Below are 25,372 nucleotides of genomic sequence, written 5' to 3' on the forward strand. Positions count from 1 at the left end.
GAAATGACCCAGCGCAAACCTTCCCCGGCCGATTGGGTTAAACTGGCCGCCGAGATTCTTCCCGGAGGTCAGCATGACTACCCAACGTCACTACTCGCCGATTGACCGTCTTCTGCTGCAAGCCGATGCCGCGATGCGTACCTTGCTGCCCTTCAGTGGCCAGCCGTACCGTCCTTCGCCCGCTATCGTGCAGCCGGATGCGCAAATGAGCGACGAAGACACCCGGCACGTCGCCGGTCTGATGCGCATCAACCATACCGGCGAAGTCTGTGCCCAGGCGCTGTATCAGGGTCAGGCCCTGACCGCCAAGCTGCCGCAAGTGCGCGCCGCCATGGAACATGCCGCCGAAGAAGAAATCGACCACCTGGTCTGGTGCGAACAACGCATAAAACAGTTGGGCAGCCACACCAGCATTCTCAATCCGCTGTTCTACGGCATGTCGTTCGGGATTGGCGCGGTGGCCGGGTTGATCAGCGATAAAGTCAGCCTGGGTTTTGTTGCCGCGACCGAGCATCAGGTCTGCAAACACCTCAACGAACACCTTGAGCAACTGCCGGCCGAGGACGAAAAATCCCGGGCGATCCTCGAGCAGATGCGCATTGATGAAGAACACCACGCTGAAAGCGCGCTGGAGGCTGGTGGTTTCCGCTTCCCGGCACCGGTGAAGTTCGGCATGAGCCTGATGGCCAAGGTCATGACCAAGAGTACTTATCGGATCTGACCTCAGGGGCCTTGCTCCTACAAAAAAAGGCGACTGCCGTGAGGAAGTCGCCTTTTTTGTGCTCGAAAATCTTAGCTCGGCATGTTGCGCGCGTAGAAGATTTCCAGCATTTCGTGTTTAACACGCTCGGTCACCTGGGCACGCTGCTCAGAAGACAGATTGCTGGTAGCGTCGCCGAACAGGTAGTTATCCAGTTCGAAGTTCTTCAGCAGCATTTTGGTGTGAAACAGGTTTTCCTGGTACACGTTCACGTCAGTCATCTGGTACGCGTCGCGGGTGTCTTCGGAAAGGTAGTTCTGAATCGAGTTGATCTCGTGGTCGATGAAGTGCTTTTTGCCTTCCACGTCACGGGTGAAACCGCGCACGCGATAATCCACGGTCACGATGTCCGAATCGAACTGGTGAATCAGGAAGTTGAGCGCCTTAAGCGGTGAAATGACGCCACAGGTCGACACATCAATGTCCACACGGAACGTTGCGATACCGTCCACCGGATGGATTTCCGGGTAGGTGTGCACCGTAATGTGGCTCTTGTCGAGGTGGGCCAGGATAATTTCAGGCAGCGGGCCCGGGGACTCTTCAATCTGACTGTCGGTGGGGGTCACCGGCTCTTCAGAGATCAGAATCGTGACGCTGGCGCCCTGTGGGTCGTAGTCCTGACTGGCGATGTTCAGGATGTTGGCACCAATGATATCGACAACTTCTGTGAGGATCTGCGTCAGGCGCTTCGCGTTGTACTCTTCATTGATGTACTCAACGTAAGCCTGTTGGTCTTGCGGGGTTTCCGCGTAGCAGATGTCATAGATGTTGAAGCTCAAGGTCTTTGTCAGGTTATTGAACCCGTGGAGCTTGAGTTTGCTTTTCACCGTTAAAAACTCTCTATGTATTGCGGCCCGGGCCGCGTGATCAAGCATGCCCGTCAGATGCGGACGACGCACCTGCGTAGGACGGTTAACACCTCTTCGCGATGGCGATTTTGGTTGTCTGTTCGGGTGCGAGGCCTGTCGGCGGACGGGCCACTACCCTGAAAAAAGTGGCGCATTATGCAGACGTCAGCTTGGGATCGCCAGAGTCTGCACTGCTTTTATGATAGTTGAATGTCGATTCAACCGAGTTCGATGATCTCGTAGTCATGGGTGATTGCCACGCCAGCCGCGCCGAGCATGATCGACGCCGAGCAATACTTCTCGGCCGACAGCTCGATGGCGCGTTTGACCTGGGCTTCTTTCAAGCCTCGGCCCTTGACCACGAAGTGCATGTGGATCTTGGTGAACACCTTCGGATCTTCGGTGGCGCGCTCGGCTTCGAGGAAAGCTTCGCAGCTTTCAACGGCCTGACGGGACTTCTTGAGGATGCTGACCACATCGAAATTGCTGCAACCACCAACACCCAGCAGGAGCATTTCCATCGGCCGGACACCCAGGTTGCGACCGCCGGCATCGGGCGGACCGTCCATGACCACGACATGACCGCTGCCGGATTCACCGAGGAACATGGCTTCGCCAGCCCATTGGATGCGTGCCTTCATCGCCAAGACTCCACTGTCTAAAAAAGGGTCGCCAGCTTAGCACAGGGCCCTTGATTGACGGTGCCTTGCCTTCCTAGGACGCAAGCTTCTGCGCTGTAGGTAAATTCTCGAATATTGCAGGAAGTGTCTGTTAAGCTGGCGCCAATTCACTGGCGCATAGCCAGCTTTGTAGCAACCTCAGCGACTCATAAGAAAACCAAACACACCGTGAAGTCTTTTCGGGATACAACCATGGTTGCTATTACCCCAACACCCAAAATCAAGAACCTCGACAAGCTGTTGATGCATTGCCAGCGCCGTCGTTATGCGGCCAAAAGCAACATCATTTGTGCCGGCGACCGCTCGGACACGCTGTTCTTCATCATCAAGGGTTCGGTCACCATCCTGATCGAGGATGACGACGGCCGCGAAATGATCATTGCCTACCTGAACTCCGGAGACTTTTTCGGCGAGTTGGGCCTGTTCGAACAGGCCGGCCTGGAACAGGAACGCAGCGCGTGGGTGCGCGCCAAAATCGAATGCGAAGTCGCGGAGATCAGCTACGCGAAATTCCGTGAACTGTCCCAACAGGATCCAGACATTCTTTACGTGCTCAGCGGACAAATCGCACAGCGCCTGCGCAACACAACGCGCAAAGTCGGTGACCTGGCATTCTTCGACGTAACCGGCCGCGTCGCACGCTGCCTGCTGGAACTGTGCAAACAGCCGGATGCCATGACCCACCCGGACGGCATGCAGATCAAGGTGACCCGTCAGGAGATCGGGCGGATTGTCGGTTGTTCACGTGAGATGGTCGGTCGCGTACTCAAGGATCTGGAAGAGCGCAACCTGGTGGACGTCAAAGGCAAGACCATGGTGGTCTTCGGTACACGCTAAGCCCTGAACATCTCTGCCAGCAACTGGCGGTACAACGTGTCGAGTCGCTCCAACGCATCAGGTGCTGCATATTTTTCATGCAGGGCAATGTGGCTTTCGGCACGAACTCGCTGCTCCAGGCCACAGGCTTCATTGAACCGGTTAACCGCCGCAACCATCGACTCACGCTCGTTGTCGAGCAACAAAGCACCGTGTACCAAGCCTACCGGGCGCGTGCCGCCCTTGCTCTGGCGCCAGCGTTGAGCCGTGCCGACCATCTTGCGCCCATCAAGGTTGACGTTGAAACGTCCATCACAGAACGCCCCCTCTATTTCGCCCAAAGACGAAACGCCGCCCAGTTCATCGAGGAGCTGACAAATCGGATCGCACAGCCGGCGATAACCGGTTTCGATCCGGTTCTGGTCACCCTCGCTACGCGGTGGCGCGTAGACCAGCGCGATGTTGATCGTCGACGCCGATTGCGGCACCGGCTCACCGCCAGTTTCACGCAACAGCACCGGCCAACCCGCCGCAGCCGACACCTCGCACGCAGCCTCGAACCCAGGCAGACGATTCAACCGCCGCGGCATGACCAGCGCCTGATCACTGGGTTGCCAGAACAGCAGGCCAAACTCCGAATCGCCGGTGCATACATGGGCCAACAGGTCCTGTTCGGAGAGCAGGCCGGCTTCGACAGTCAGAGCGGTTGGTAGAGTCATAGAGGTTTCCGTAGGACGGTCTGTCTGTGGCGCATCTTATGCCGTCTTCGCGAGCAGGCTCGCTCCCACAAAGGATTTTCTAACACCAGAGATCCAATGTGGGAGCGAGCCTGCTCGCGATGGGGTCGACTCGGTCTGCGAACAATCAGTCGAGTGTAGAACCGCTCACCGCGATACCACGTTCAGGAAAGAACAGACGCTGCAGCTCGGTGCCCGGGCTTTCGGCGCGCATGAACGCTTCGCCCACCAGGAACGCGTACACATCACTGATTTCCATCAGCTCAACATCGGCCCGGTTGAGAATGCCACTTTCGGTGATCACCAAGCGATCACGCGGGATACGCGGCAACAGATCGAGGGTGGTCTCCAGATTGACTTCGAAGGTGTGCAGGTTGCGGTTGTTCACGCCGACCAACGGCGTGTCGAGGGTTTTCAAGGCCCGCTCCAGCTCGTCGCCATCGTGAACTTCCACCAGCACATCGAGGCCGACGCTTTTGGCCACGGCCGCCAACTCGGCCATTTTCACGTCATCAAGTGCGGAGACGATCAATAGCACGCAGTCGGCGCCCAACGCTCGGGCTTCAATGATCTGGTACGGATCGATCATGAAGTCCTTGCGGATCACCGGCAGTTTGCATGCCGCCCGCGCCTGTTGCAGATATGCATCGGCGCCCTGGAAGTAATCGATATCGGTGAGCACTGACAGACAGGTCGCGCCGCCCTTCTCGTAACTCTTGGCGATGTCGGCGGGAATGAAGTTCTCGCGGATAACGCCCTTGCTCGGTGAAGCTTTCTTGATTTCTGCAATGACCGCTGGCTGCTTGAGCTTGGCCTGAGCCAACAATGCCTTGGCAAAACCACGGGGTGCATCGGCCGCCTTGGCCAGACTTTCCAGCTCCGCCAGGCTTACGCGAGCGCTACGCTCGGCGACTTCCTGGATTTTACGGGCCAGAATGTTTTCCAGAACCGTCGGTACACTCATCCCTCATTCTCCACTTTGAATACCGCGGTAAATGCACCCAACTCCTCCAGTTTTTCCCGAGCGAGGCCTGTGTGCAGCGCATCGTGCGCCAGGGCAACGCCTTCTTTCAAACTGCTGGCATGGTCGGCGGCGTACAGCGCGGCACCGGCATTGAGCATAATCATTTCCGCGGCTTTCTGACCGTTTTCGGTCTTGCGCTTGCCCAAGGCATCGCGAATCAGTTCCAGGGAGGCCGCCGGGCTATCCACTGCCAGACCGTGCAGGCTCTGGCTCTTCATGCCCAAGTCTTCTGGCTCGACCCAATACTCGGTGATCTGGTCATCCTTCAATTCCGCCACAAAGGTGGGCGCCGCCAGACTGAACTCGTCCAGGCCATCCTTCGAGTGCACCACCAACACGTGCTTGCTGCCCAGACGCTGCAAGACTTCGGCCAACGGCCGGCACAACGCATGATTGAACACGCCGACCACCTGATGTTTCACGCCGGCCGGATTCGTAAGCGGGCCGAGCATGTTGAACAGTGTGCGCAAGCCCAGCTCCCGGCGAGGGCCGGCGGCGTGCTTCATGGCGCTGTGATGGGTCTGGGCGAACATGAAACCGATACCGACGTTATCGATGCAGCGTGCTACCTGAACCGACGTCAGGTTCAAGTAGATTCCGGCCGCCTCCAGCAGGTCGGCGCTGCCGCTTTTGCCCGAGACCGCACGGTTACCGTGTTTGGCGACGGTGCAACCGGCCGCCGCGACCACGAACGAGGAAGCCGTCGAGACGTTGAAGATATTGGCACCGTCACCACCGGTACCCACCACATCGACGACGCCGTCGAGGGTCTTGAGTTCGACCTTGTCCGCCAGCTCGCGCATGACCGACACGGCGCCGACGATCTCGTCGATGCTTTCGCTCTTCATGCGCATGGCCATCATGAACGCGCCGATCTGCGCGTCCGTGCACTGCCCGGTCATGATTTCGCGCATGACATCGCGCATCTCATCGGTACTCAGGTCGAGCTGATCGACGATACGGCTCAGGGCTGTCTTGATATTCATGAAAAGTCCTTAGCGCGTGCCGCCGGTTTGTTTGAGGAAGTTGGCGAACAGCTCATGGCCCTGCTCGGTGAGGATCGACTCAGGGTGAAACTGGACGCCCTCGATGTTCAGTGTCTTGTGACGCAGGCCCATGATCTCGTCGACCGAGCCGTCTTCAAGCTGGGTCCAGGCGGTCAGCTCCAGGCAATCGGGCAGGGTTTCGCGTTTGACGATCAGTGAATGATAGCGGGTGACCGTCAGCGGATGATTCAGGCCTTCAAATACGCCTTTGTCCTCGTGGAACACCGGGCTGGTCTTGCCATGCATGACCTGACGCGCGCGCACCACATCGCCGCCAAAGGCCTGGCCGATGGACTGATGGCCCAGGCAGACGCCGAGAATCGGCAGTTTTCCGCCAAAATGCTTGATGACGTCAATCGAGACGCCGGCTTCGTTCGGGGTGCAAGGACCGGGCGAGACGACGATCCGCTCAGGGTTGAGGGCTTCGATTTCGGCAATGGTGAGCTCATCGTTGCGCACGACTTTGACCTGGGAGCCGAGCTCACCGAGGTATTGCACAACGTTGTAAGTAAAAGAGTCGTAGTTATCGATCATCAGCAACATGGCGTTAAGAACCTCTTGAATTTACTGACTTTGAATACAGCCTTCGAATGATTTACCCGCAGCGTCCTGCACTTTGTCAGTCGCTGGAGTCGCGCTGCAAAGCGGTTTGTCTTGCGGGTAAAGAAGGCAAAGCGGTAAAGATCCGGCCGGGCCGGCAGAAGGATTCAGGCGCGCCAACGCCAACGGGCGTGTGCCTTGATGACTTGATCCAGAAGTTTGCTGACGATCAACACGGGGAAGGTCTCATTTATACGTCTCGGCACAGTAACTTAGCTGGGCAGAGCGTGCAATATGGGGCGATCGAAGCGCGTGAAACAATCGACGGGTTCGCGCCGAACGGCAACAGGCTCTATAGTTTTTGGCACTGTCGTTTTGCTCACTAAAACAATAACAAACGGACTTGCTCATGATGAGACAGACGTTGGCTGTACCGCTTGCCGGCTGCTTGCTCGCTATGGCCTGCACCCAGGCGATCGCGGCGCCCAACCCTTATTCGAATTTCATCGTCTTCGGCGATAGCCTCAACGATGCCGGGCAGTTTACCGACACGGGCGGCCCTCCCGGCTCGACCCTGCGCTTCACCAACCGGACCGGACCGGTTTACCAGGACGGCAGCGGCGAAGTCTACTCCGCCAACTCGACCCAACTGCTGGGTGAAAGGCTCGGGTTTTCACCAGACCAGACGGCCGCTTCAACCTCGGCGGCGCGTGCGAACCAGGGCCTGCCGGACGGTAATAACTGGGCCGTTGGCGGATATCGCACCGACCAGATCCTCACCTCGATCACCAGCGTATCCGCCACGGGTGAACGCACGCGTTCGGGCTATCTGCCGACAAACAACTTCAGCGCCGATCCGAATGCGCTGTATTACATTTCCGGGGGTGGTAACGATTTTCTTCAGGGCCGTGTACAAAGTGGCGCTCAGGCGAATGCAGCTGCGGATCGACTGGCCAACAGCGTCCAGGTTCTGCAAACCGCCGGCGCCCGGTACATTATGGTCTGGCTGCTGCCCGACCTGGGTTTGACGCCCGCCATCAATGGCACGCCCCAGCAGACACCCACCTCACTACTGAGTTCTGCCTTCAACCGGCAACTGGTCACTCGACTGGCGGGGATCGATGCCGAAATCATCCCGTTGAACATTCCGCTGCTGTTGCAGGAAACCTTCGCCGATCCGGCTCGATTCGGTTTTGCTACAGGCCAGAACCTGACGGCGACCTGTTTCAGCGGTAACGGCTGCACCGAAAACCCTACGTATGGCATCAACAGTGCCACGCCGGACCCCAGCAAGCTGATTTATAACGATGGGGTTCATCCGACCGAAGCCGGGCAAAAACTGATTTCCGACTACGCCTATTCCTTACTGGCAGCGCCTTGGGAGCTGACGTTGCTGCCGGAAATGGCCCACGCCACCTTGCGTGCGCACCAGGATGAACTGCGCAGCCAATGGCAATCGGACTGGGAGAACTGGCAAGCGATCGGCCAATGGCGCGCCATTGTCGCCGGTGGCGGCCAGCATCTGGATGTCGATAGCCAAAGCAGCGGCGCCAGCGCCGACGGCGGCGGTTACAACCTGAACATCGGCGGCAGCTATCGTCTCAATGACGCCTGGCGCGTCGGTGTGGCGGCGGGTTTCTATCGTCAGAACCTGGAAGCAGGCAATAACGATTCGGACTACAAACTCAACAGCTACCTGGCCACCGCCTTCGCCCAGTTCCAGCAGAATCACTGGTGGGCCGATGCCGCGTTGACCGGCGGCAAGCTGGATTACGACAACCTCAAACGCAAATTCGACCTGGGCGCCGCCGAAGGTGCGGAAAAAGGCGATACCGATGGCCATCTCTGGGCCTTCAGCACGCGCGTTGGCTACGACATTGCGCAACCGGGCAGCGAGTGGCACCTGTCGCCGTTCATCAGCGCCGATTACGCAAAAGTGGAAGTTGACGGTTATTCGGAAAACAGCAATCGTTCCACGGCGCTGACCTTTGATGATCAGACTCGCGACTCAAAACGTTTGGGCGCCGGTCTGCAGGGTAAGTATCAGATCACCGCGCAGACTCAAGTGTTCGGCGAGTACGCGTATGAGCATGAATACGAGGATGACACTCAGAAAGTAAACATCGCGCTCAATAGCCTGCCGTCCCTGGACTTCAAGCTGGACGGCTATACACCGCAAAGCCACTTGAATCGCGTGAGCCTGGGGGTCAGCCACAAGTTGACGGCCGATCTGGCGCTGCGTGGCGGATACACGTTCCGCAAGGATGATGACTTTACCCAGCAAGGGCTTACCGTTGGGGTTGCGCTGGACTTCTGATCCGCAGTAAACCGCAGGCATAAAAAAACGCGGCGCCCCTACAGGTGCCGCGTTTTTTTATGGTGGTGAGATCCATGTGGGAGCGAGCCTGCTCGCGATAGCGGTGGGTCAGGCAACATCAATGTCGGCTGTGCTGACCCCATCGCGAGCAAGCCCGCTCCCACAGGTTTTGTGGGAACTCAGCTTTCCGGGGTTTGTTCAGCCAGGGCTACGGCGCGGAACATCGCGCGGCGCTTGTTCAGGGTTTCTTCCCATTCCAGCGCCGGTACCGAGTCGGCAACGATGCCGCCACCGGCCTGCACGTGCAGTTCGCCGTTCTTGATCACCGCGGTGCGGATCGCGATCGCAGTGTCCATGTTGCCGTTCCAGGCGAAGTAGCCGACGGCGCCGCCGTAGACACCACGCTTGACCGGTTCCAGTTCGTCGATGATTTCCATCGCGCGAATCTTCGGTGCGCCAGACAAGGTGCCCGCCGGCAAAATTGCCCGCAGTGCGTCCATCGCCGTCAGCCCTGCCTTCAATTGACCGGTGACGTTGGAAACGATGTGCATCACGTTGGAATAACGCTCGATGACCATCTTCTCGGTGAGTTTCACCGAACCGATTTCCGAGACCCGACCGGTGTCATTACGGCCCAGGTCGATCAGCATCAAGTGCTCGGCAATTTCCTTGTCGTCGGACAGCAGGTCTTTTTCCAGCGCCAGGTCGGCCTCTTCGTTGGCCCCGCGTGGGCGAGTGCCGGCGATCGGGCGCACGGTGATCAGGTTGTCTTCGACCCGCACCAGCACTTCCGGAGAGCTGCCGACGACATGGAAGTCACCGAAGTTGAAGAAGTACATATAAGGCGTCGGGTTGAAGCAACGCAGCGCCCGGTACAGATCAATCGGCGCAGCCTTGAAGTCAATCGACATGCGCTGGGACGGCACGACCTGCATGCAGTCGCCGGCCAGGATGTATTCCTTGATGGTGTCGACGGCTTTTTCGTAATCGTCCTGGGTGAAGCTCGAACGAAATACCGGATCAGCAGACTGTTGTTTGCTGAAATCCAGGCCACGGCGCGGCGTGATCGGCTGGCGGAGTTTTTCCAGCAGCGCTTCCAGACGCGCCTGACCTTGTTCGAAAGCATCGTCCTGCGAGGGATCGGCCAGGACAATCGCGTGCATCTTGCCGGCAAGGTTGTCGAACACCACCACCGCGTCGGAGACCATCAGCAGAATGTCCGGTACGCCCAACGGATCCGGGTTCGGGCACTTGCCCAATCGCTTCTCCACATAGCGCACGCAGTCGTAACCGAAGTAACCCACCAGGCCGCCATTGAAGCGCGGCAGGCCAGGGATGGTCGGCACGTTGTAGCGGGCCTTGAATGCTTCGACGAACGCCAGCGGATCTTCAGCCTCATGACTTTCGATCTCGATGCCGTCGTGGGTCACGCTGACGTGATGGTCGTGAACCCGCAATACGGTGCGGCACGGCAGGCCGATGATCGAGTAACGACCCCACTTCTCCCCGCCCTGCACCGATTCCAGCAAGTAGGAGTTGGGCTCGTCGGCCAGTTTCAGGTAGATCGACAGCGGTGTGTCGAAGTCGGCCAGGGTTTCGCAGGCAAGCGGGATGCGGTTATAGCCGGCAGCGGCCAAACGCAGGAATTCTTCGCGGATCATGGGGTAGCCTCGTGGCTTGAGGGTCTAACAGTCAGGTATGCAAACGCGCCGGTATGCCGGCCAGGAACAAGTCAGGCGCGCCAACGCCAGCGGGCCAGGGCCTTGATGACTTTCATCCAGAGTTTGCGAGTGACCACCACGATGGCGTTTCCAGAAGGGGGTTGAACAGCGTCGGGCAACGTTATCTCAGCGGCCGGATCCAGGCAACCGGGAATTAACTTGCGCAGATCGTCGATCACCAGCGCCGGCGACTCTTCGGCAATCGGCCGGCCATGGTTATAGCCGTAACTAAGTGCCACGCATTTGACCCCCGCCGCTTTTGCCGCCAGCACATCGCTGCGCGAATCGCCGACGAACAAGGATTGCGACGCCGGGATGTTGGTCATTTTCATCACGAAAAACAGCGCTGCCGGGTCCGGCTTTTTCTGTGGCAGGGTGTCGCCGCCGATGATCAAGCGGAAATAACGACCGATTTTCATCTGATCCAGCAGCGGCGCGACGAAGCGCTCCGGTTTGTTGGTGATCAGCGCCATCTCGACACCCTGCTTGTGCAGCCATTTCAGGGTGTCGCGCACGCCGGGGTAAACCACCGTCAGCTCGTGACCGTCCTCATAAAAGCCGTTGAACAGCTCCAGGGCATGCTCGGCTTCGACCTCATCGACACCCTCGGCGTCGATGTGGTTGGCCAAGGCCCGGCGTACCAGTACGTGCACGCCGTTGCCCACCCACTCACGCACCGATTCGATGCCAGCAGGTTGACGCCCGAGTTTGAGCAGCATGTTATCCACAGCCGCTGCGAGGTCGGGGACCGAATCGACCAGCGTGCCATCCAGATCGAACATCACCAACCGCGGCAGAGACCCCGGGAACAGCTGCTCAAAGCCACTCATGGACGGGCCAGCGCCAGTTCGGAACGCATCTTTTCAATCACCTCTTGGTAGTTCGGTGCATTGAAGATCGCCGAGCCGGCGACGAAGGTGTCAGCGCCAGCCGCGGCGATTTCACGAATGTTGTTCACGTTCACGCCACCGTCGATTTCCAGGCGGATATCACGCCCGGAAGCATCGATCAGCGCCCGCGCTTCACGCAGCTTGTCGAGGGTGCCGGGGATGAACTTCTGCCCGCCGAAGCCCGGGTTGACGCTCATCAGCAGGATCATGTCGACCTTGTCCATCACGTACTTGAGTACGTCCAGCGGGGTCGCCGGGTTGAACACCAGGCCCGACTTGCAGCCACCTTCGCGGATCAGTTGCAGGGAGCGGTCGACGTGCTGCGTGGCTTCCGGGTGAAAAGTGATGTAGGTCGCGCCGGCTTCGATGAAGTCACCGACGATGCGGTCCACCGGGCTGACCATCAGGTGCGCGTCGATCGGCGCAGTCACGCCGTACTTGCGCAACGCGGCACACACCATCGGGCCGATGGTCAGGTTCGGCACGTAATGGTTGTCCATGACATCGAAGTGCACGAAGTCGGCGCCAGCGGCCAGGACGTTGTCCACTTCTTCACCCAGGCGGGCGAAGTCGGCGGAGAGAATCGACGGAGCAATTACGAAGGGCTGCATGACGCACCTTTTTTGAGCAGAATCACGATGGCGCGCATTGTATACCTCATGCTTTGACCCGCGCACCGTGGCCGCGATGATTGACCCGCTCTAGTAAGCCGCTCGGTAGATCTTCTCGATATCGACGGCACTCAATTTGCGCGGATTGTTGCGCATCAGGCGCTCGATTCCCGCCGCTTCCACGGCCATGGCCGGGATGGCGTCTTCGGGAACGCCGAAGCTGCGCAGGCCCGGCGGGATTTCCACCGCAGCACACAGCTCGGTCATCGCCTCTACGGCCTTGTCCGCCGCGTCGTTGGCGCTCAGATGAGCGGTCTTCACCCCCATGGCCTCGGCGATATCCTGCATGCGCTCCACGCAGGCCATTTTGTTCCAGGTCATGACATACGGCAGTAGCAAGGCGTTGCTGACACCATGGGCAATGTTGAAACGCCCGCCCAGCGGATACGCCAGCGCGTGCACCGCCCCGACCCCGGCATTGCCGAACGCCATACCGGCCATCAGGCTGGCGGTGGCCATGTCTTCGCGGGCTTGAAGGCTGGACGGATTGGCGTAGGCCTTGGGCAGCGCCCTGGCGATGAGCTTGATGGCGCCGATGGCCAGCGCGTCGGTAATCGGTGACGCGTTCAGCGACAGATAGGATTCGATGGCGTGCACCAGTGCATCGACGCCACTGGCAGCCGTGACACTGCGCGGACAAGTCAGGGTCATTTGTGGACTGACCAGCGCCACGTCCGGTAATAGATAGTCGCTGACGATGCCTTTTTTCAGCTGCGCAACCTTGTCGGAGAGGATCGCCACGTTGGTGACTTCCGAGCCGGTGCCGGCGGTGGTCGGGATGGCGATCAGCGGCGGGCCTTTGCGCGGTACCTGATCGATGCCGAACAGATCCTCCAGCGCCCCGTGATAACCGGCGTAGGCTGCGACACTTTTAGCAATGTCGATGGCACTGCCGCCGCCCAGGCCGATCAGTCCGTCGTGCCCGCCCTCGCGGTAGACCCGCATGCAGTCTTCGACGATGGCGATTTCCGGGTCTGGCAGCACACGGTCGAAAATTTCGTAGGTTCGGTCGCCCATCTGCGCCAGCGCCAGCTCGACCGTGCCGGACTTGACCAGTGCGGCATCAGTGACGATCAGCGGGTTGTCGATGTCCAGGCGTGTCAGTTCAGCCGCCAGTTGCTCGATGGCACCTGCGCCGGTGATCAGTTTGTGAGCGATTTTGAAAGAGGAAAGACTCATGTGCGCAGCCTCTTATAATGGGGGAGCTGGGCACAAGAGTAGCTGGGGATTTGGGATTGTCTGCTATTCGGGGGGTGAATGATCGGTTGGTTTGCGGCGGTGGATAAGTATTGGGTGGGTCAGTTGGATCCGCCCCTCACCCTAACCCTCTCCCCAGGGGGTAGAGGGGACTGACCGAGGTGTCTTTCGCTATACATCGATCTGAAAATTCTGAGTCGAACTCAGATTTTGAAAAGCTTGAAGATCAGCCCCCTTTCCCCCTCTCCCCACTGGGGAGAGGGCTGGGGTGAGGGGTGGCTCTCCATCTCGCCACTAAACCTGGGCGGTACGCAGTTTTTCGCTGCGGCCGCGCAGCCATTCCAGGGTCAGCAGCAGGATCACCGAGAAGGCAATCAACAGCGTTGCAGCCGCCGCGATGGTCGGGCTGAGATTTTCGCGGATGCCGCTGAACATCTGCCGTGGCAGGGTCGCTTGTTCGGGACCTGCGAGGAACAGCGTCACCACCACTTCATCGAATGAGGTGGCGAAGGCAAACAGCGCACCGGAAATCACGCCCGGCGCAATCAATGGCAAGGTCACCCGACGAAACGCGGTCAGCGGCGAAGCCCCAAGGCTTGCAGCGGCCCGCACCAGGTTCTGGTTAAACCCCTGCAACGTCGCCGACACCGTGATGATCACAAACGGCACACCCAATACGGCGTGCACGACGATCAGCGAGATATAGCTGTTGCCAAATCCCAGTGGGGCAAAGGTCAGGTAACTGGCCACACCAATGATCACCACCGGTACCACCATCGGCGAAATCACCAGTGCCATCACCAGCGGTTTGCCGGGGAAGTCGCCCCGCGTCAGGCCAATCGCCGCCAGCGTACCGAAGATCATCGCCAAAACAGTCGCCGCCGGAGCGACGATGATGCTGTTCTTCAGCGAGCGCATCCACTCGGCCGAAGCGAAGAAATCCTGGTACCAGTGCAGCGAAAAGCCTTGCAGCGGGTACACCAGAAAACTCCCGGAGTTGAACGACAGCGGGATGATCACCAGCACTGGCAGGATCAGGAACAACAGGACCAGCCCGCAGAGAATGCGCAAGCTGTAGAACCACACCCGCTCAATGGGCGACATATAAGGACTCAGCATTTCGTTCTCCCCTTAGCTCAGGCGCAGGCGACTGGCGCCCACCAGCCAGCTGTAAATCAGATAAAGCACCACGGTCGCCAACAGCAGCAGCCCTCCGAGTGCGGTCGCCATGCCCCAGTTGATGCTGGTGTTGGTGTAGAAGGCGACGAAGTAACTGACCATCTGATCGTTCGGGCTGCCCAGCAACGCCGGGGTGATGTAGTAGCCGATGGCGAGGATGAACACCAACAGGCAACCGGCGCCGACACCGGCATAGGTCTGCGGGAAGTACACCCGCCAGAAACTGGCGAACGGGTGGCAGCCGAGGGAAATCGCCGCACGCATGTAGGTCGGCGAGATGCCTTTCATCACGCTGTAGATCGGCAGAATCATGAACGGCAGCAGGATGTGCACCATGGAGATGTAAACCCCGGTGCGGTTGAACACCAGCTCCAGCGGTTTATCGATGATGCCCATCGCCATGAGGCCGCTGTTGATCAAGCCACCCGATTGCAGCAACACGATCCACGCGGCGACCCGCACCAGGATCGAGGTCCAGAACGGCAGCAGCACCAGAATCATCAGCAGGTTGCTTTGCCGTGACGGCAGGTTCGCCAACAGGTAGGCCAACGGATAAGCCAGCAGCAGGCAAATCACGGTGATGATCAGCCCCATCCAGAACGTCCGGGCAAAGATGTCGAGGTAGATCGCCTGATCGGGCGTGGCCGGGGCGATTTCGCCGAGGTCGTCGATACGGTGATCAACCGCTGCCAGCAAGTAATAAGGCGTGATGCTGCTGGTGTTGCGGCGCACGGCTTGCCAGTAGGCCGGGTCGCCCCAGCGCTCGTCGAGACCTTCCAGCGCTTCTTTATAGGAGGCCGGTTCGGTGGCGAACGGTAAGGCACGTGCGGTTTTGGTCAGCAGGCTGCGGTAGCCGGCCAACTCCATGTTCAAGCGCTTGGACAGGTCGCCCAAGGTCTGATTCTTGCGGGCTTCAGCGAGGTCTTCGCTGGTTGCCTTGTAAACCGGTTCAGCGGGCAGGCCACGGCCATCCCAACTGGCGATGGCCGCCACGGTGCGCGGCATGCCGCCGACCACTTCCGGGTTACCGACGCTTTTGTAGAGCAGCGCCACGATGGGCACCAGAAACACCAGCAACAGAAACAACACCAATGGCGCGATCAAGGCTTGGGCTTTCCAGCGGTTGATCCGCTCGGCGTGCTTGAGCCGCTGCTTCAAGGTGGGGTCAGTGCCCGCGTTCAGGGGAATGGCGGTGGCCATGGCGTACTCCGGAAATCTTTGATCGATCGTTAATGTGGGAGCGGGCTTTTGTGGCGAGCGAGCTTGTGTGGCGAGGGGATTTAGCGGGACGCCGCACCGCCCCGTTCGGCTGCGTAGCAGTCGCAAATCCGATGAATGCGGTGTACCTGAAACTCCTTAGTCGCAGGTTTTGGGGCCGCTTCGCGACCCAACGGGGATAAATCCCCTCGCCACATACATCTCTTCACCACACAATTCCCCATCACAAAGCTCGCCCTCACAGGAGGGCGAGCCCTCTGGTTACTTCGCTGCCCAGGAATTAAAGCGCTGTTCCAGTTGCTCACCGTTGTCAGCCCAGAAGCTGACGTCGATCTGCACCTGGTTGGCGATGTTTTCCGGGGTGGTCGGCATGTCTTTCAGGACATCCTTGGCCAGCAACGGTACGGCCTGGATGTTGGCCGGGCCGTAGGCGATGTTTTCCGAGTAGGTCTTCTGCTGCTGCGGCTGCACCGAGAAAGCGATGAACTTCTTCGCCGCTTCAGCCCGTGCCTTGTCCAGACCTTTTGGAATGGCCCATGCGTCGAAGTCGTAAATGCCGCCGTTCCACACGACTTTCAGGTTGCTTTCTTTCTGCACGGCTGCGATCCGGCCGTTGTAGGCCGAGCTCATGACCACGTCACCGGAAGCGAGGTACTGCGGCGGTTGTGCGCCGGCTTCCCACCACTGGATGCTTGGCTTCAGTTCATCAAGCTTCTTGAACGCGCGGTCCTGACCATCCTTGCCGGCCAGTACTTTGTAGACGTCTTTCGGCGCAACGCCGTCGGCCATCAGAGCGAATTCCAAGGTGTACTTGGCGCCTTTACGCAGGCCACGTTTGCCCGGGAATTTCTTGGTGTCCCAGAAATCCACCCAGCTGGTCGGTGCGGAAGCCAGTTTGTCGGCGTTGTAAGCCAGCACGGTCGACCACACGAAGAAGCCCACGCCGCATGGCTGGATGGCGCCTTTGACGTAGTCTTCGGACTTGCCGAACAACTTCGGATCAAGCTGCTCGAACATGTCTTCGTCGCAACCACGGGACAGTTCTGGCGATTCAACTTCTACCAGGTCCCAAGACACACTCTTGGTGTCGACCATGGCTTTGACCTTGGCCATCTCGCCGTTGTACTCGCCCGCCACGATCTTGCCGTTGCCTGCCGCTTCCCACGGTGCGTAGAAGGCTTTGACCTGCGCCGCCTTGTTCGCCCCGCCAAAGGACACCACGGTCAGGTCCGGGCCCGCCGCCATCGCGTGTGCTGCCCCGATCATGCCCATGACCAAAGCGGTGAATTTCAGGGATCTCAACATTTATTGTTCTCTCCACGTGCAGGGTTGGTGTTGGTGTAGCAGGGGGCGATCAGTTCGCCTCTAGAAGTGGGTCGAGCGCGCGAACGTGTTCGACCTGCCAGCCAAGCGGTACCACGTCGCCGACAGCCAGCGCGGGATCGAGCTCGGCAATCGGTTGTTTCACGAAAAAGTCGGTCTTGCCGCAGACTTCCAGGCGAACCCGGACGTGGTCGCCCAGATAGATGAATTCCGCCACCCTCCCTGAGAAGCGGTTCACGCAGGACTCGCTGGAGCCGTTGAGGCTCACGCGTTCCGGGCGAATCGACAGCGTGACCGGTTCGCCGGTCTTGCCGACGTTAACGGCCAGGGCTTCAACCTTCTCACCGCGACCCAGTTCCACGATGCAGCGGTCGCCGGTGTGGCTGTGCAAGCGGCCGTTGAGGCGGTTGTTCTCGCCGATGAAGTTGGCGACGAAGGTGTTTTTCGGCTCTTCGTAGAGGGTGCGCGGCGGCGCAATCTGCTGAATCTCGCCTTGGTGGAACACGGCCACACGGTCGGACATGGTCAGGGCTTCGCCCTGGTCGTGGGTCACGTAGACCACAGTCACGCCGAGGCGCTGGTGCAGGTGCTTGATCTCCATCTGCATGTGTTCGCGCAGTTGTTTGTCCAGTGCGCCGAGGGGTTCGTCCATCAGCACCAGTTGCGGTTCGAACACCAAGGCACGGGCCAGGGCCACACGCTGCTGCTGACCGCCGGACAGTTGTGCCGGATAACGCTGGGCGAAGGTGTCGAGCTGAACCATGCTCAGGACTTTTTTGACCTTGTCGCTGACGTCGCTCTTGTTCAGGCCGCGCACGGTCAGCGGGAACGCCAGGTTCTCGGCAACGGTCATGTGTGGGAACAACGCGTAGTTCTGGAACACCATGCCGATGTCGCGCTTGTGCGGCGGCACGTTGTTGATGGAACGCCCGGCCAGCTGGATTTCGCCTGCGGTCGGCGTTTCGAAACCGGCGAGCATCATCAGGCTGGTGGTCTTGCCGGAGCCGGACGGGCCGAGCAAGGTGAGGAATTCGCCTTTGCGAATCTCCAGGTTGAGGTCTTTGACGATCAGGTTCTCGCCGTCGTAGCTTTTTTGCACTCCACGAAAGCTGACCAGAATGTCATTGGCCCCTGCGCTTGAATCGACCTGGCTCATACCCACACCTTTGTTGTTGATGACTGCTGTGGACTAAGCCTAGTGGACGCTGCCGACCACGCAAATCGGGGCGCAGGAGAGAATGGCCTCAGCCGGATGGAAGGTTGGGGGTAGGGATTGCCCTACACGGATGGCGGGGATGGATAGGGGCGGTGGCTAGTCTGAAGCTACAAGCCGCAAGAACTGGCAAAAGTAGCTTTTCAGGATGTCGCAAACGGATATGACGACGAGATCCCTGTGGGAGCGAGCCTGCTCGCGATAGCGGTGAATCAGGCAAAGCTATGCCGACTGACACGCCGCTATCGCGAGCAGGCTCGCTCCCACATTGGGACGGTGGTGGGCTTTAGAGAAGTTTGTGCTCCATGGCGTACTTCACCAGTTCCGCCAGGGAGGTGATGTTGAGTTTCTGCATCAGCCGCGCCTTGTGGGTGCTGATGGTTTTGCTGCTCAAGGCCAGTTGCTGGGCGATGTCGTTGACGTTGGCGCCCTGGGCCAGGCGTTCGAATACCGAGAATTCGCGCTCAGACAGCAACGAGTGCAGCGGCCGCGAATCGGTCAGGCCGACTTCGAAGACCATGCGGTCGGCCAGGTCCGGGTCGATGTAGCGCCCGCCCGCTGCGACCTTGCGGATCGCCGTCAGCAGCAGTGCCGGATCGCTGTCCTTGGTCGCATAACCCGCGGCGCCGACCTTCAACGCACGGGCGGCCATTTGCGCTTCGTCGTGCATCGACAACACCAGAATCGCCGGCGGATTGTTCAGCGCGCGAATCCGCGGAATCGCCTCCAGGCCGTTAACCCCGGGCATGGAGATGTCCAGCAAGACCACTTCGCAGGGAACATGGCGCAAGGTCTCGAGCAACTGCTCGCCATTGCTCGCCTCTCCTACCACCAGCAAATCCTTGGCCAGGCCGATCAATTGCTTGATGCCTTCGCGGACGATGGTGTGGTCTTCGGCTACCAGTACACGGATCACAGACTTCTCCAGATTCAAGATCTTTCGCGAGCAGGCTCGCTCCCACATTGGACTTCGGTGTTCCATAGATTTGTGCATTTACCAAATCCCTGTGGGAGCGAGCCTGCTCGCGAAAGCGTCAGCCCAAACACCACGAAGCCATCAGGCCTCATCCAACGGCACTCGCACACTCAGGGTCGTGCCTTCACCCGGTTCACTCTCAAGCGACAACTGCCCGCCCATGATCAACACTCGCTCGCGCATGCCGACCACCCCGAAGGATGTTGACCTACCTGTGACAGGGACAAATCCTACGCCATCATCGCTGACGGTCAGACACAACTCGTCGCCTTCCAGCGCCAATGTCAGTTCGACAGTATGCGCCTGGGCATGGCGCATGACATTGGTCAGCGCTTCCTGAAGGATCCGGAACAGGCCAATCGCCTTGGCATCACTGAGCACCGGCAGATTCTCCGGCACCTGCACCAGACACGGAATCTGCGTGCGCGCCTCGAATCGGCGGGCCTGCCATTCAATGGCCGACGCAATGCCGGCGTCGAGAATCGGCGGCCGCAGCGCCGTGGCCACATCGCGTACCAATTGGAACAACTGCGCTATCAGTCGCTTCATGCTGTTCAAGCGTTCGTTCAGGCCGGGGTCGAGCTGGGCGTAGGCCAGTTCACACATCGACGTTTCCAGTTTGAGCACGGTCAACATCTGACCCAGTTCGTCGTGAACTTCCCGGGCGATGCGGGCCTTTTCCTCTTCCCGCACGCTCTCCAGGTGCGCGGACAACTCACGCAACTGCTCGCGAGAGCTGGCCAGTTCCAGTTCGATGCGCTTGCTCTCGCTGATGTCCCAGACGATCCCGTCCCAGACATAGGCGCCGTCTTCGAGTCGGCGGGTGATGGCCTTGATCTCGGCCCAGCGTTGTTCGCCCGAACGGGTGAGAATCCGTCCCTGCCACGACCAGTCACTGTCCGTATCCAGCGCATGGTCCTGGGTTTGGTGGTAACTGGCCTTGTCGTCCGGGTGCACCAGGCTGCGCAGGCCTTTGTCGCGATGGGCCAGGGTGGCCGGTGCGTAACCCACCAGGCTCTCGCTGCCTTCACTGATGTAGGCAAAATCGATCTGCCCCGTCACCGGCGCCCGCTCCAGACGAAAGACCAGTCCTGGAACGTTGGCGGCGATCCCTTGCAGACGCGCTTCGCTTTCCTGCAACGCGGCCAATGCACGACGGCGCTCGGTGACGTCGTTGAGGTAAACCACCAGGTATTCGCCGTCGCGAAACCGCAAAAAGCTCAGCGAAACATCCACCGGCAGATTACTGCCATCGGCCCGCACGCAGTTGGTTTCGAAACTTTGCGGGCTGTCCTCACTGGCCCGGGCGCGTTTCCACAGGTTCAACCAGCGATCCATGTACAAGCCGGGCTCGAAGTCGATCAGCGGCCGATCAATGATCCCGCCCGCCGGATAACCCAGCATGGTTTCGGCCGCGCGATTGGCGTAGCGCACATGACTGTCCCAGTTGACCCAAAGGATGCCAACGGTGCTCTGGTCGATGGAAAACTGGGTGAGGCTCAAGGCTTCTTCGCTGGCGACACGCAGGGCAATGTCTTCGCGCGCTGCCAGCAAACGATGCTCAAGACTGTGCTGCTGCCGACGCTGCCAGAACACGATGGCCATGCTGCTCAGCATCAACACCGCCAACAACAGACAGAGGTTTTGCCAGAACCCCGGGGACTCGGTCAGCCGCGGGTATTTGGGTTGCAGCCATTGGTTGTGCAGTTGCTCCAGGTCTTTGGCCGGGATCGCCCGCAACGCGCTTTCGACGATGCCGGCCAGTTCCGGCCAATCCCGGCGCGTGGCCACCCGCAACAGTTGCGGCAAGCCGATGTCTCCCACCACCACCAGCCCGGCGAATTCCGGCTCGGCAGACAGACGTCCCAGCTGCGCTTCGTCGACCACGGCGTAACTGGCCTGCTGACTCAATAACAGTTGCAGTGCCTGGCGCTCGATCGGTACGCCTTGAAGGTTCAGATGCGGGTAGTTGCTGCGCAGGTAATCGGCGGTGGCGCCGGGCATGCGCACGGCAACGCGGGTCTGGCTGTCGAGTTTTTCCAGCTCTACCACGCCGGTGCTTTTCTGGTCACTGACCACCAGTTGCGGCACCCGCATATACGGGTCGGAAAACTGCCAGAGACGCAAGCCACCGGGTGTTTGGGTCAGCCCCGGAGCGATGTCGATTTCACCCTCTCGCGCGGCGTCTTCCAGCTGCGCCAGGTCGGGAAAGTTACGCCAGCTCAGCTCGACTTTAAGCGCCTTGGCCAACCACTTCATCAGCTCGACATTGACCCCGGACAATCGCTGCAAGCGACGATCGTATTGGGCGTAGGGCACTTGCAACACCAGCCCCACGCGCAATTCGCCATGTTGCGCCAGCCATTGGCGCTGGCCCGCGGACAATTGCGCGACATGCGCCGGTGGCGCGGGAGCCGCCCAGCCCATCAAGGGAAACCACAAACAGCCGATAACCCACAGGCAGCGAAAACGCATCATCGAAGTCTCACACACTGACAAATACTGACCAACCCATTAGGCTGCCGGAATAACTTCTGGCCTGGAATATCCGATGCCCCCTGTCTACCGCCTGGCACTGCCAGCATTGTGCCTGTCGCTGATCCTGCCTTGCGCCTTTTCCGTCGAGGCCGCCGACCCGGTACCTGCCGCAACGGAAACGCCCGCCGAAGAAAAACCGGTCGAGCGCCAGCCGCTGCTTGAGCGTAGTCAGGAAGAAGCGTCTGCACTTGAGCGACAGATTCCTGCTCAGGAACAGCAGCAACTGCAAGCGGGCAGCGACACGTTTCTGGCCTTGTGGAAACCGGCCAATACCGCCGAACCCAAAGGCGCGGTGATTATCATCCCGGGCGCCGGCGAAACCGTTGACTGGCCGCAAGCAATAGGTCCATTGCGACGTAAATTGCCGGACGCCGAGTGGAGCAGCGTGAGTATCACCTTGCCGGACCTGCAAAGCGATGCCATTGCGCCGCGTATCGCAGAAGTGGCACCCACACCAAAAGCCCCGGACACCGGCAGCAAAGACTCCACCACCGCAGCGCCCATCGAACAAGCGGCGGGCGGTGAAGCGGAGGTGGCGGACAAGGCGATCGCCGAAACCACCGAGGAACAGGCCAAAGCCGACGCCGAACGAATCTTCGCCCGCATCGACGCCGCCATTGCCTACGCCGAACAGCAAAGCGCTCGCAGCATTGTCATATTGGGGCATGGTACTGGCGCTTACTGGGCCGCGCGCTACCTGAGCGAGAAGCAGCCCTCGCAAGTGGAGAAGTTTGTGATGGTCGCCGCTCAGATGCCGACGAAAGCCAAGCCAGAGCTGGCCGAACTGACACCGACCCTGAAGCTGCCCACCGCAGACATCTTCTATATGGATAAGCCGCTGGATCGCAACCTGGCACTGGAACGCTTGCAGGCCAGCAAACGATTGAAGACTTCGGGGTTCAGTCAGGTCTCGCTCAAGGCCTTGCCTGGTAATACCAAGGCAGAGCAAGAGCAACTGTTCCGTCGGGTCCGCGGTTGGTTGAATCCACAGAACGCGGCGGACTGATAGACCGCGTCGCCCCATTCGCGAGCAGGCTCGCTCCCACAGTTGATCTCGGTCGTACACACATTCTGTGTCCACTGAAGATTCAATGTGGGAGCGAGCCTGCCCTACCGAAAATCCCGCCGCTCACGAATCAATGTGTAGGCGCTATGCAGCTCACGAGTCTTGTCAGTGGCCTCGCGAACTTGCAACGCCGTCGCACCGCTGCCAGCAATCTTGTCCGGGTGATGGCGACTCAGCAGGCGTCGATAGGCGCGCTTGATCTGCGCCGGCTCGCTGGTCGCCGAAACGCCCAAAAGCCGCAGGGCATCTTGATAGGTCAGCGCGCTGCTGACCTGTGCAAACTTGTGCTGCTCGTAATCGGCCGCCAGAGCCTGCACCTGTTGTGACGTCCAGCCCAGCCATTTACCCCACTGCCTGATCAGCGCTCGTTCAGCACTGCCGGCGCGGCCATCAGCCCAGATCATCCGCCAACAGGCGCGCAAGACGCCTTCGGCGGCATGAGGTTGTTTACTCAAGCGGCGCAGGTAACCGCGCAACCGGTCATCTCCCGACTTGCCGCGATTAAACGCGGCAATTGCCCGGCGCTGGGCCGACTCGGTCATGTCCAGCGAGCGCATTTCCTGACGGGCCTGCTGGATGTGGCCTTCCACCACCCGTCCATCGCACTTGGCCAGCCGTCCCAACAACACAAACAGCAGTTCATCATTGCGCAGCACCGAGCGGCCACCGAGCTTTTCTCGCAAGTGCGCCCAGCTCTGTATGTGCAAGTGCCGGTCCAGTACCTGCCCCAACAAGGCGCCAAGCATGGCCCCGGGAATGCTGGCTATGTAAAAGCCCGCTCCGGCTCCAATCAGAGTCCCTGGCCACAGCATGTCAGCGTCTCGCTTCTAACAGAGTTTCGACTTCAGCCAGGCGCTCGTGAGTGCCAACATCCACCCAATGTCCATTCAAGTGCTCGCCGGTGACGTGTCCATCGGCCATGGCCTTGCGCAGCAGCGGTGCAAGCTTGAAGGCGCCGGCGGAGCAACCGTCGAACAGCCGCGGGTGCAACACCGCGATACCGCTGTAGGTCAGGGTTGCAGTGTCCGGCTGGCCGTCGCGTACTTGCCCGTCGATCAAACTGAAGTCCCCGGCCGGGTGGTGGGGCGGGTTGTCCGCCAGCACCAAATGAGCCAGCCCGCCAATGGGCTGATGCAATACGCTGAAGTCGTAATCGGTCCAGATGTCACCGTTGACGACCAAAAAGGCCTCATCACCCAACAACGGCAACGCGCGGAAAATCCCGCCTCCGGTTTCCAGTGGCTCACCTTCCGGCGAGTACTGAATACGTACGCCGTATTGCGAGCCATCACCCAGGTAGCTTTCGACCTGCTGGCCGAGCCAGGCGTGGTTGATCACCACCTCGGTAAACCCCGCCACCGCCAAGGCCTTCAAGTGATACTCGATCAACGGAATACCACCAGCGCGAACCAGTGGTTTCGGCGTGGTCAGGGTCAGCGGGCGCATGCGCTCGCCTTTGCCTGCCGCCAGAATCATCGCCTTCATGCATTCGCTCCAGCACGCAGACTCAGCAGCAACACATCCAGCTCAGCCAGTTCAGGACGGCGGGCGATCACGGCGTCTATATAAGCAAAGAAGCGCGGTACATCGCCGAGATAGCGCGGCTTGCCGTCGCGGTGGCAGATGCGGGCGAAGATGCCGATCACTTTCAGGTGCCGCTGCACGCCCATCAGGTCGCTGGCACGCAGGAAATCTTCGAAGTCGGGCTGAACCGGGATCCCGAGATTGCCCGCTTGCTGCCAGTAAACTTCCAGCCAACCGCGCACACGCTCCTCGGGCCAGCTGAGGAACGCATCCTTGAACAGGCAGGTCACGTCGTAGGTCACCGGGCCATAGACCGCGTCCTGGAAATCCAGCACACCGGGATTTGGCTCGCTGAGCATCAGGTTGCGTGGCATGTAGTCGCGGTGCACCAGCACTTTGGGCTGGGCCAGCGCGCTGTCGATCAATAGCTCAGTCACGTTCTGCCAGAGCATTTGCTGCGCCGAGTCGAACTCGATACCCAATTCGCGCTTCACGTACCACTCAGGGAACAATTCCAGCTCGCGGCGCAGCAGCGTCACGTCATAACCCGGCAGCGGTGCAACCATCGGTAACTGCTGAAAAGCCAGCAGTGCTTGCAGGGCATCCTTGAACAAATCGTCGGCATTTTCGCTGTCAATCACGTCCAGGTAAGTCTTGTTGCCCAGGTCATTGAGCAAAAGAAAACCACGCTCGAGGTCTTCGGCATAAATTTTCGGAACATTTATTCCGGATTTCGCGAGCAAAAAAGCGATATCCACGAAGGGTTTACAGTTTTCCTGGGGCGGTGGCGCGTCCATCACGACGAAGCTTCTGCCCTCGCCTTCCCAGCGGAAATAACGTCGAAAACTCGCATCGCTGCTGGCCGCGGTCAACGTGGCCGGGGGTACGGCACCCCAGCCCTGCTCTGCAAAGAGGACAGCCAATTGCTCATCGAGCCAAACTTTCAGGTGTTGCAAACGTACATCTTGGTCAGGCATTGCAAGGGTCTCCGACGGCGCTAGCCGTCAAGCGGGTCATGCTTTATTATCCAGCATCTTTTTCAGACCATCGAGAGGCGTGCGGCCCACACCGCGGGCAGATGGCACGCA

General features: G+C 59.7%; 24 protein-coding genes. 5 read left to right on the top strand and 19 right to left on the bottom strand.

The window, feature by feature from the left end; all coding sequences use genetic code 11:
- Positions 1-73 precede the first annotated feature (73 nt).
- A complete protein-coding gene (coq7, locus tag ACYZTW_RS30330; RefSeq protein WP_008147238.1) occupies positions 74-721 on the top strand; it encodes a 2-polyprenyl-3-methyl-6-methoxy-1,4-benzoquinone monooxygenase in 648 nt (215 codons plus the stop codon).
- Positions 722-792: 71 nt separating this feature from the next.
- Here the strand turns inward: coq7 and speD are convergent, their stop codons facing one another.
- Together speD and ACYZTW_RS30340 are read right to left on the bottom strand one after the other, a co-directional pair.
- On the bottom strand, positions 793-1,587 hold the full coding sequence (gene speD / locus ACYZTW_RS30335; protein WP_462002944.1) for an adenosylmethionine decarboxylase: 795 nt from the start codon (positions 1,585-1,587) through the stop codon (positions 793-795).
- A 239-nt stretch (positions 1,588-1,826) separates the two neighbouring features.
- On the bottom strand, positions 1,827-2,249 hold the full coding sequence (locus tag ACYZTW_RS30340) for an OsmC family protein (protein ID WP_007941657.1): 423 nt from the start codon (positions 2,247-2,249) through the stop codon (positions 1,827-1,829).
- A gap of 231 nt (positions 2,250-2,480) precedes the next feature.
- Between ACYZTW_RS30340 and crp the strand changes: the two genes are divergently transcribed.
- Complete coding sequence (gene crp / locus ACYZTW_RS30345; RefSeq protein WP_008147233.1) at positions 2,481-3,125, top strand: cAMP-activated global transcriptional regulator CRP; 645 nt, start codon at positions 2,481-2,483, stop codon at positions 3,123-3,125.
- Here crp and ACYZTW_RS30350 read toward each other — a convergent pair.
- The 4 genes from ACYZTW_RS30350 to ACYZTW_RS30365 all read right to left on the bottom strand — a co-directional run bounded on the left by ACYZTW_RS30350 (position 3,122) and on the right by ACYZTW_RS30365 (position 6,454).
- The gene (locus ACYZTW_RS30350) at positions 3,122-3,823 is read right to left on the bottom strand and encodes a lipoate--protein ligase family protein (RefSeq protein ID WP_462002945.1); all 702 of its coding nucleotides are present in this window, start codon (positions 3,821-3,823) and stop codon (positions 3,122-3,124) included. The genes crp and ACYZTW_RS30350 overlap by 4 nt on opposite strands.
- 145 nt (positions 3,824-3,968) lie before the next feature.
- Positions 3,969-4,805, bottom strand: coding sequence for an indole-3-glycerol phosphate synthase TrpC (gene trpC, locus ACYZTW_RS30355; protein ID WP_462002946.1), 837 nt, complete (start codon positions 4,803-4,805; stop codon positions 3,969-3,971).
- On the bottom strand, positions 4,802-5,851 hold the full coding sequence (trpD, locus tag ACYZTW_RS30360; RefSeq protein WP_462002947.1) for an anthranilate phosphoribosyltransferase: 1,050 nt from the start codon (positions 5,849-5,851) through the stop codon (positions 4,802-4,804). The genes trpC and trpD overlap by 4 nt, the downstream gene beginning before the upstream one ends.
- Positions 5,852-5,860: 9 nt before the next feature.
- Positions 5,861-6,454, bottom strand: coding sequence for an aminodeoxychorismate/anthranilate synthase component II (locus tag ACYZTW_RS30365; protein WP_033056198.1), 594 nt, complete (start codon positions 6,452-6,454; stop codon positions 5,861-5,863).
- Positions 6,455-6,501: 47 nt separating this feature from the next.
- Here ACYZTW_RS30365 and ACYZTW_RS30370 point away from each other — a divergent pair, with 47 nt between their 5' ends.
- Together ACYZTW_RS30370 and estP are read left to right on the top strand one after the other, a co-directional pair.
- Complete coding sequence (locus ACYZTW_RS30370) at positions 6,502-6,837, top strand: hypothetical protein (RefSeq protein ID WP_462002948.1); 336 nt, start codon at positions 6,502-6,504, stop codon at positions 6,835-6,837.
- Between the two features lie 23 nt (positions 6,838-6,860).
- Positions 6,861-8,768, top strand: a complete 1,908-nt coding sequence (estP, locus tag ACYZTW_RS30375; RefSeq protein WP_462002950.1) for an esterase EstP — start codon at positions 6,861-6,863, stop codon at positions 8,766-8,768.
- A gap of 179 nt (positions 8,769-8,947) precedes the next feature.
- Here the strand turns inward: estP and trpE are convergent, their stop codons facing one another.
- From trpE to ACYZTW_RS30425, 10 genes are all read right to left on the bottom strand, one after another.
- Complete coding sequence (trpE, locus tag ACYZTW_RS30380; protein WP_462002951.1) at positions 8,948-10,429, bottom strand: anthranilate synthase component I; 1,482 nt, start codon at positions 10,427-10,429, stop codon at positions 8,948-8,950.
- Positions 10,430-10,500: 71 nt separating this feature from the next.
- Positions 10,501-11,319 carry a phosphoglycolate phosphatase gene (locus ACYZTW_RS30385; protein WP_462002952.1) on the bottom strand — a complete coding sequence of 273 codons (819 nt, stop codon included), beginning with the start codon at positions 11,317-11,319 and terminating at the stop codon, positions 10,501-10,503.
- Positions 11,316-11,990, bottom strand: coding sequence for a ribulose-phosphate 3-epimerase (gene rpe / locus ACYZTW_RS30390; protein WP_008035979.1), 675 nt, complete (start codon positions 11,988-11,990; stop codon positions 11,316-11,318). The genes ACYZTW_RS30385 and rpe overlap by 4 nt, the downstream gene beginning before the upstream one ends.
- 90 nt (positions 11,991-12,080) lie before the next feature.
- Positions 12,081-13,229, bottom strand: a complete 1,149-nt coding sequence (locus ACYZTW_RS30395; protein WP_462002953.1) for an iron-containing alcohol dehydrogenase — start codon at positions 13,227-13,229, stop codon at positions 12,081-12,083.
- 312 nt (positions 13,230-13,541) lie between these two features.
- Positions 13,542-14,366 carry an ABC transporter permease gene (locus ACYZTW_RS30400; RefSeq protein WP_056741317.1) on the bottom strand — a complete coding sequence of 275 codons (825 nt, stop codon included), beginning with the start codon at positions 14,364-14,366 and terminating at the stop codon, positions 13,542-13,544.
- A 12-nt stretch (positions 14,367-14,378) separates the two neighbouring features.
- On the bottom strand, positions 14,379-15,626 hold the full coding sequence (locus ACYZTW_RS30405; protein WP_008147215.1) for an ABC transporter permease: 1,248 nt from the start codon (positions 15,624-15,626) through the stop codon (positions 14,379-14,381).
- Positions 15,627-15,905: 279 nt separating this feature from the next.
- Positions 15,906-16,949: an ABC transporter substrate-binding protein gene (locus ACYZTW_RS30410; RefSeq protein ID WP_282381942.1), complete on the bottom strand. Its 1,044-nt coding sequence runs from the start codon at positions 16,947-16,949 to the stop codon at positions 15,906-15,908.
- 49 nt (positions 16,950-16,998) lie between these two features.
- Complete coding sequence (locus tag ACYZTW_RS30415; RefSeq protein ID WP_462002954.1) at positions 16,999-18,123, bottom strand: ABC transporter ATP-binding protein; 1,125 nt, start codon at positions 18,121-18,123, stop codon at positions 16,999-17,001.
- A 343-nt stretch (positions 18,124-18,466) separates the two neighbouring features.
- The gene (locus ACYZTW_RS30420; protein WP_003210977.1) at positions 18,467-19,096 is read right to left on the bottom strand and encodes a response regulator; all 630 of its coding nucleotides are present in this window, start codon (positions 19,094-19,096) and stop codon (positions 18,467-18,469) included.
- Between the two features lie 141 nt (positions 19,097-19,237).
- Positions 19,238-21,634 (bottom strand): PAS domain-containing sensor histidine kinase, encoded by a 2,397-nt coding sequence (locus ACYZTW_RS30425; protein WP_462002955.1) that lies wholly within the window; start codon positions 21,632-21,634, stop codon positions 19,238-19,240.
- A 73-nt stretch (positions 21,635-21,707) separates the two neighbouring features.
- Between ACYZTW_RS30425 and ACYZTW_RS30430 the strand changes: the two genes are divergently transcribed.
- Complete coding sequence (locus ACYZTW_RS30430) at positions 21,708-22,700, top strand: alpha/beta hydrolase family protein (protein WP_462002956.1); 993 nt, start codon at positions 21,708-21,710, stop codon at positions 22,698-22,700.
- Between the two features lie 104 nt (positions 22,701-22,804).
- Here the strand turns inward: ACYZTW_RS30430 and ACYZTW_RS30435 are convergent, their stop codons facing one another.
- Genes ACYZTW_RS30435 through ACYZTW_RS30445 form a run of 3 tightly spaced genes read right to left on the bottom strand, consistent with a single transcriptional unit; the run spans position 22,805 to position 25,261 of the window.
- On the bottom strand, positions 22,805-23,572 hold the full coding sequence (locus ACYZTW_RS30435; protein ID WP_462002957.1) for a TerB family tellurite resistance protein: 768 nt from the start codon (positions 23,570-23,572) through the stop codon (positions 22,805-22,807).
- A gap of 1 nt (position 23,573) precedes the next feature.
- Positions 23,574-24,245: an N-acetylmuramate alpha-1-phosphate uridylyltransferase MurU gene (gene murU / locus ACYZTW_RS30440; RefSeq protein WP_462002958.1), complete on the bottom strand. Its 672-nt coding sequence runs from the start codon at positions 24,243-24,245 to the stop codon at positions 23,574-23,576.
- Positions 24,242-25,261, bottom strand: coding sequence for an aminoglycoside phosphotransferase family protein (locus tag ACYZTW_RS30445; RefSeq protein WP_462002959.1), 1,020 nt, complete (start codon positions 25,259-25,261; stop codon positions 24,242-24,244). The genes murU and ACYZTW_RS30445 overlap by 4 nt, the downstream gene beginning before the upstream one ends.
- Positions 25,262-25,372: the final 111 nt, after the last annotated feature.

It is taken from the genome of Pseudomonas sp. LB3P25 (assembly GCF_054897985.1).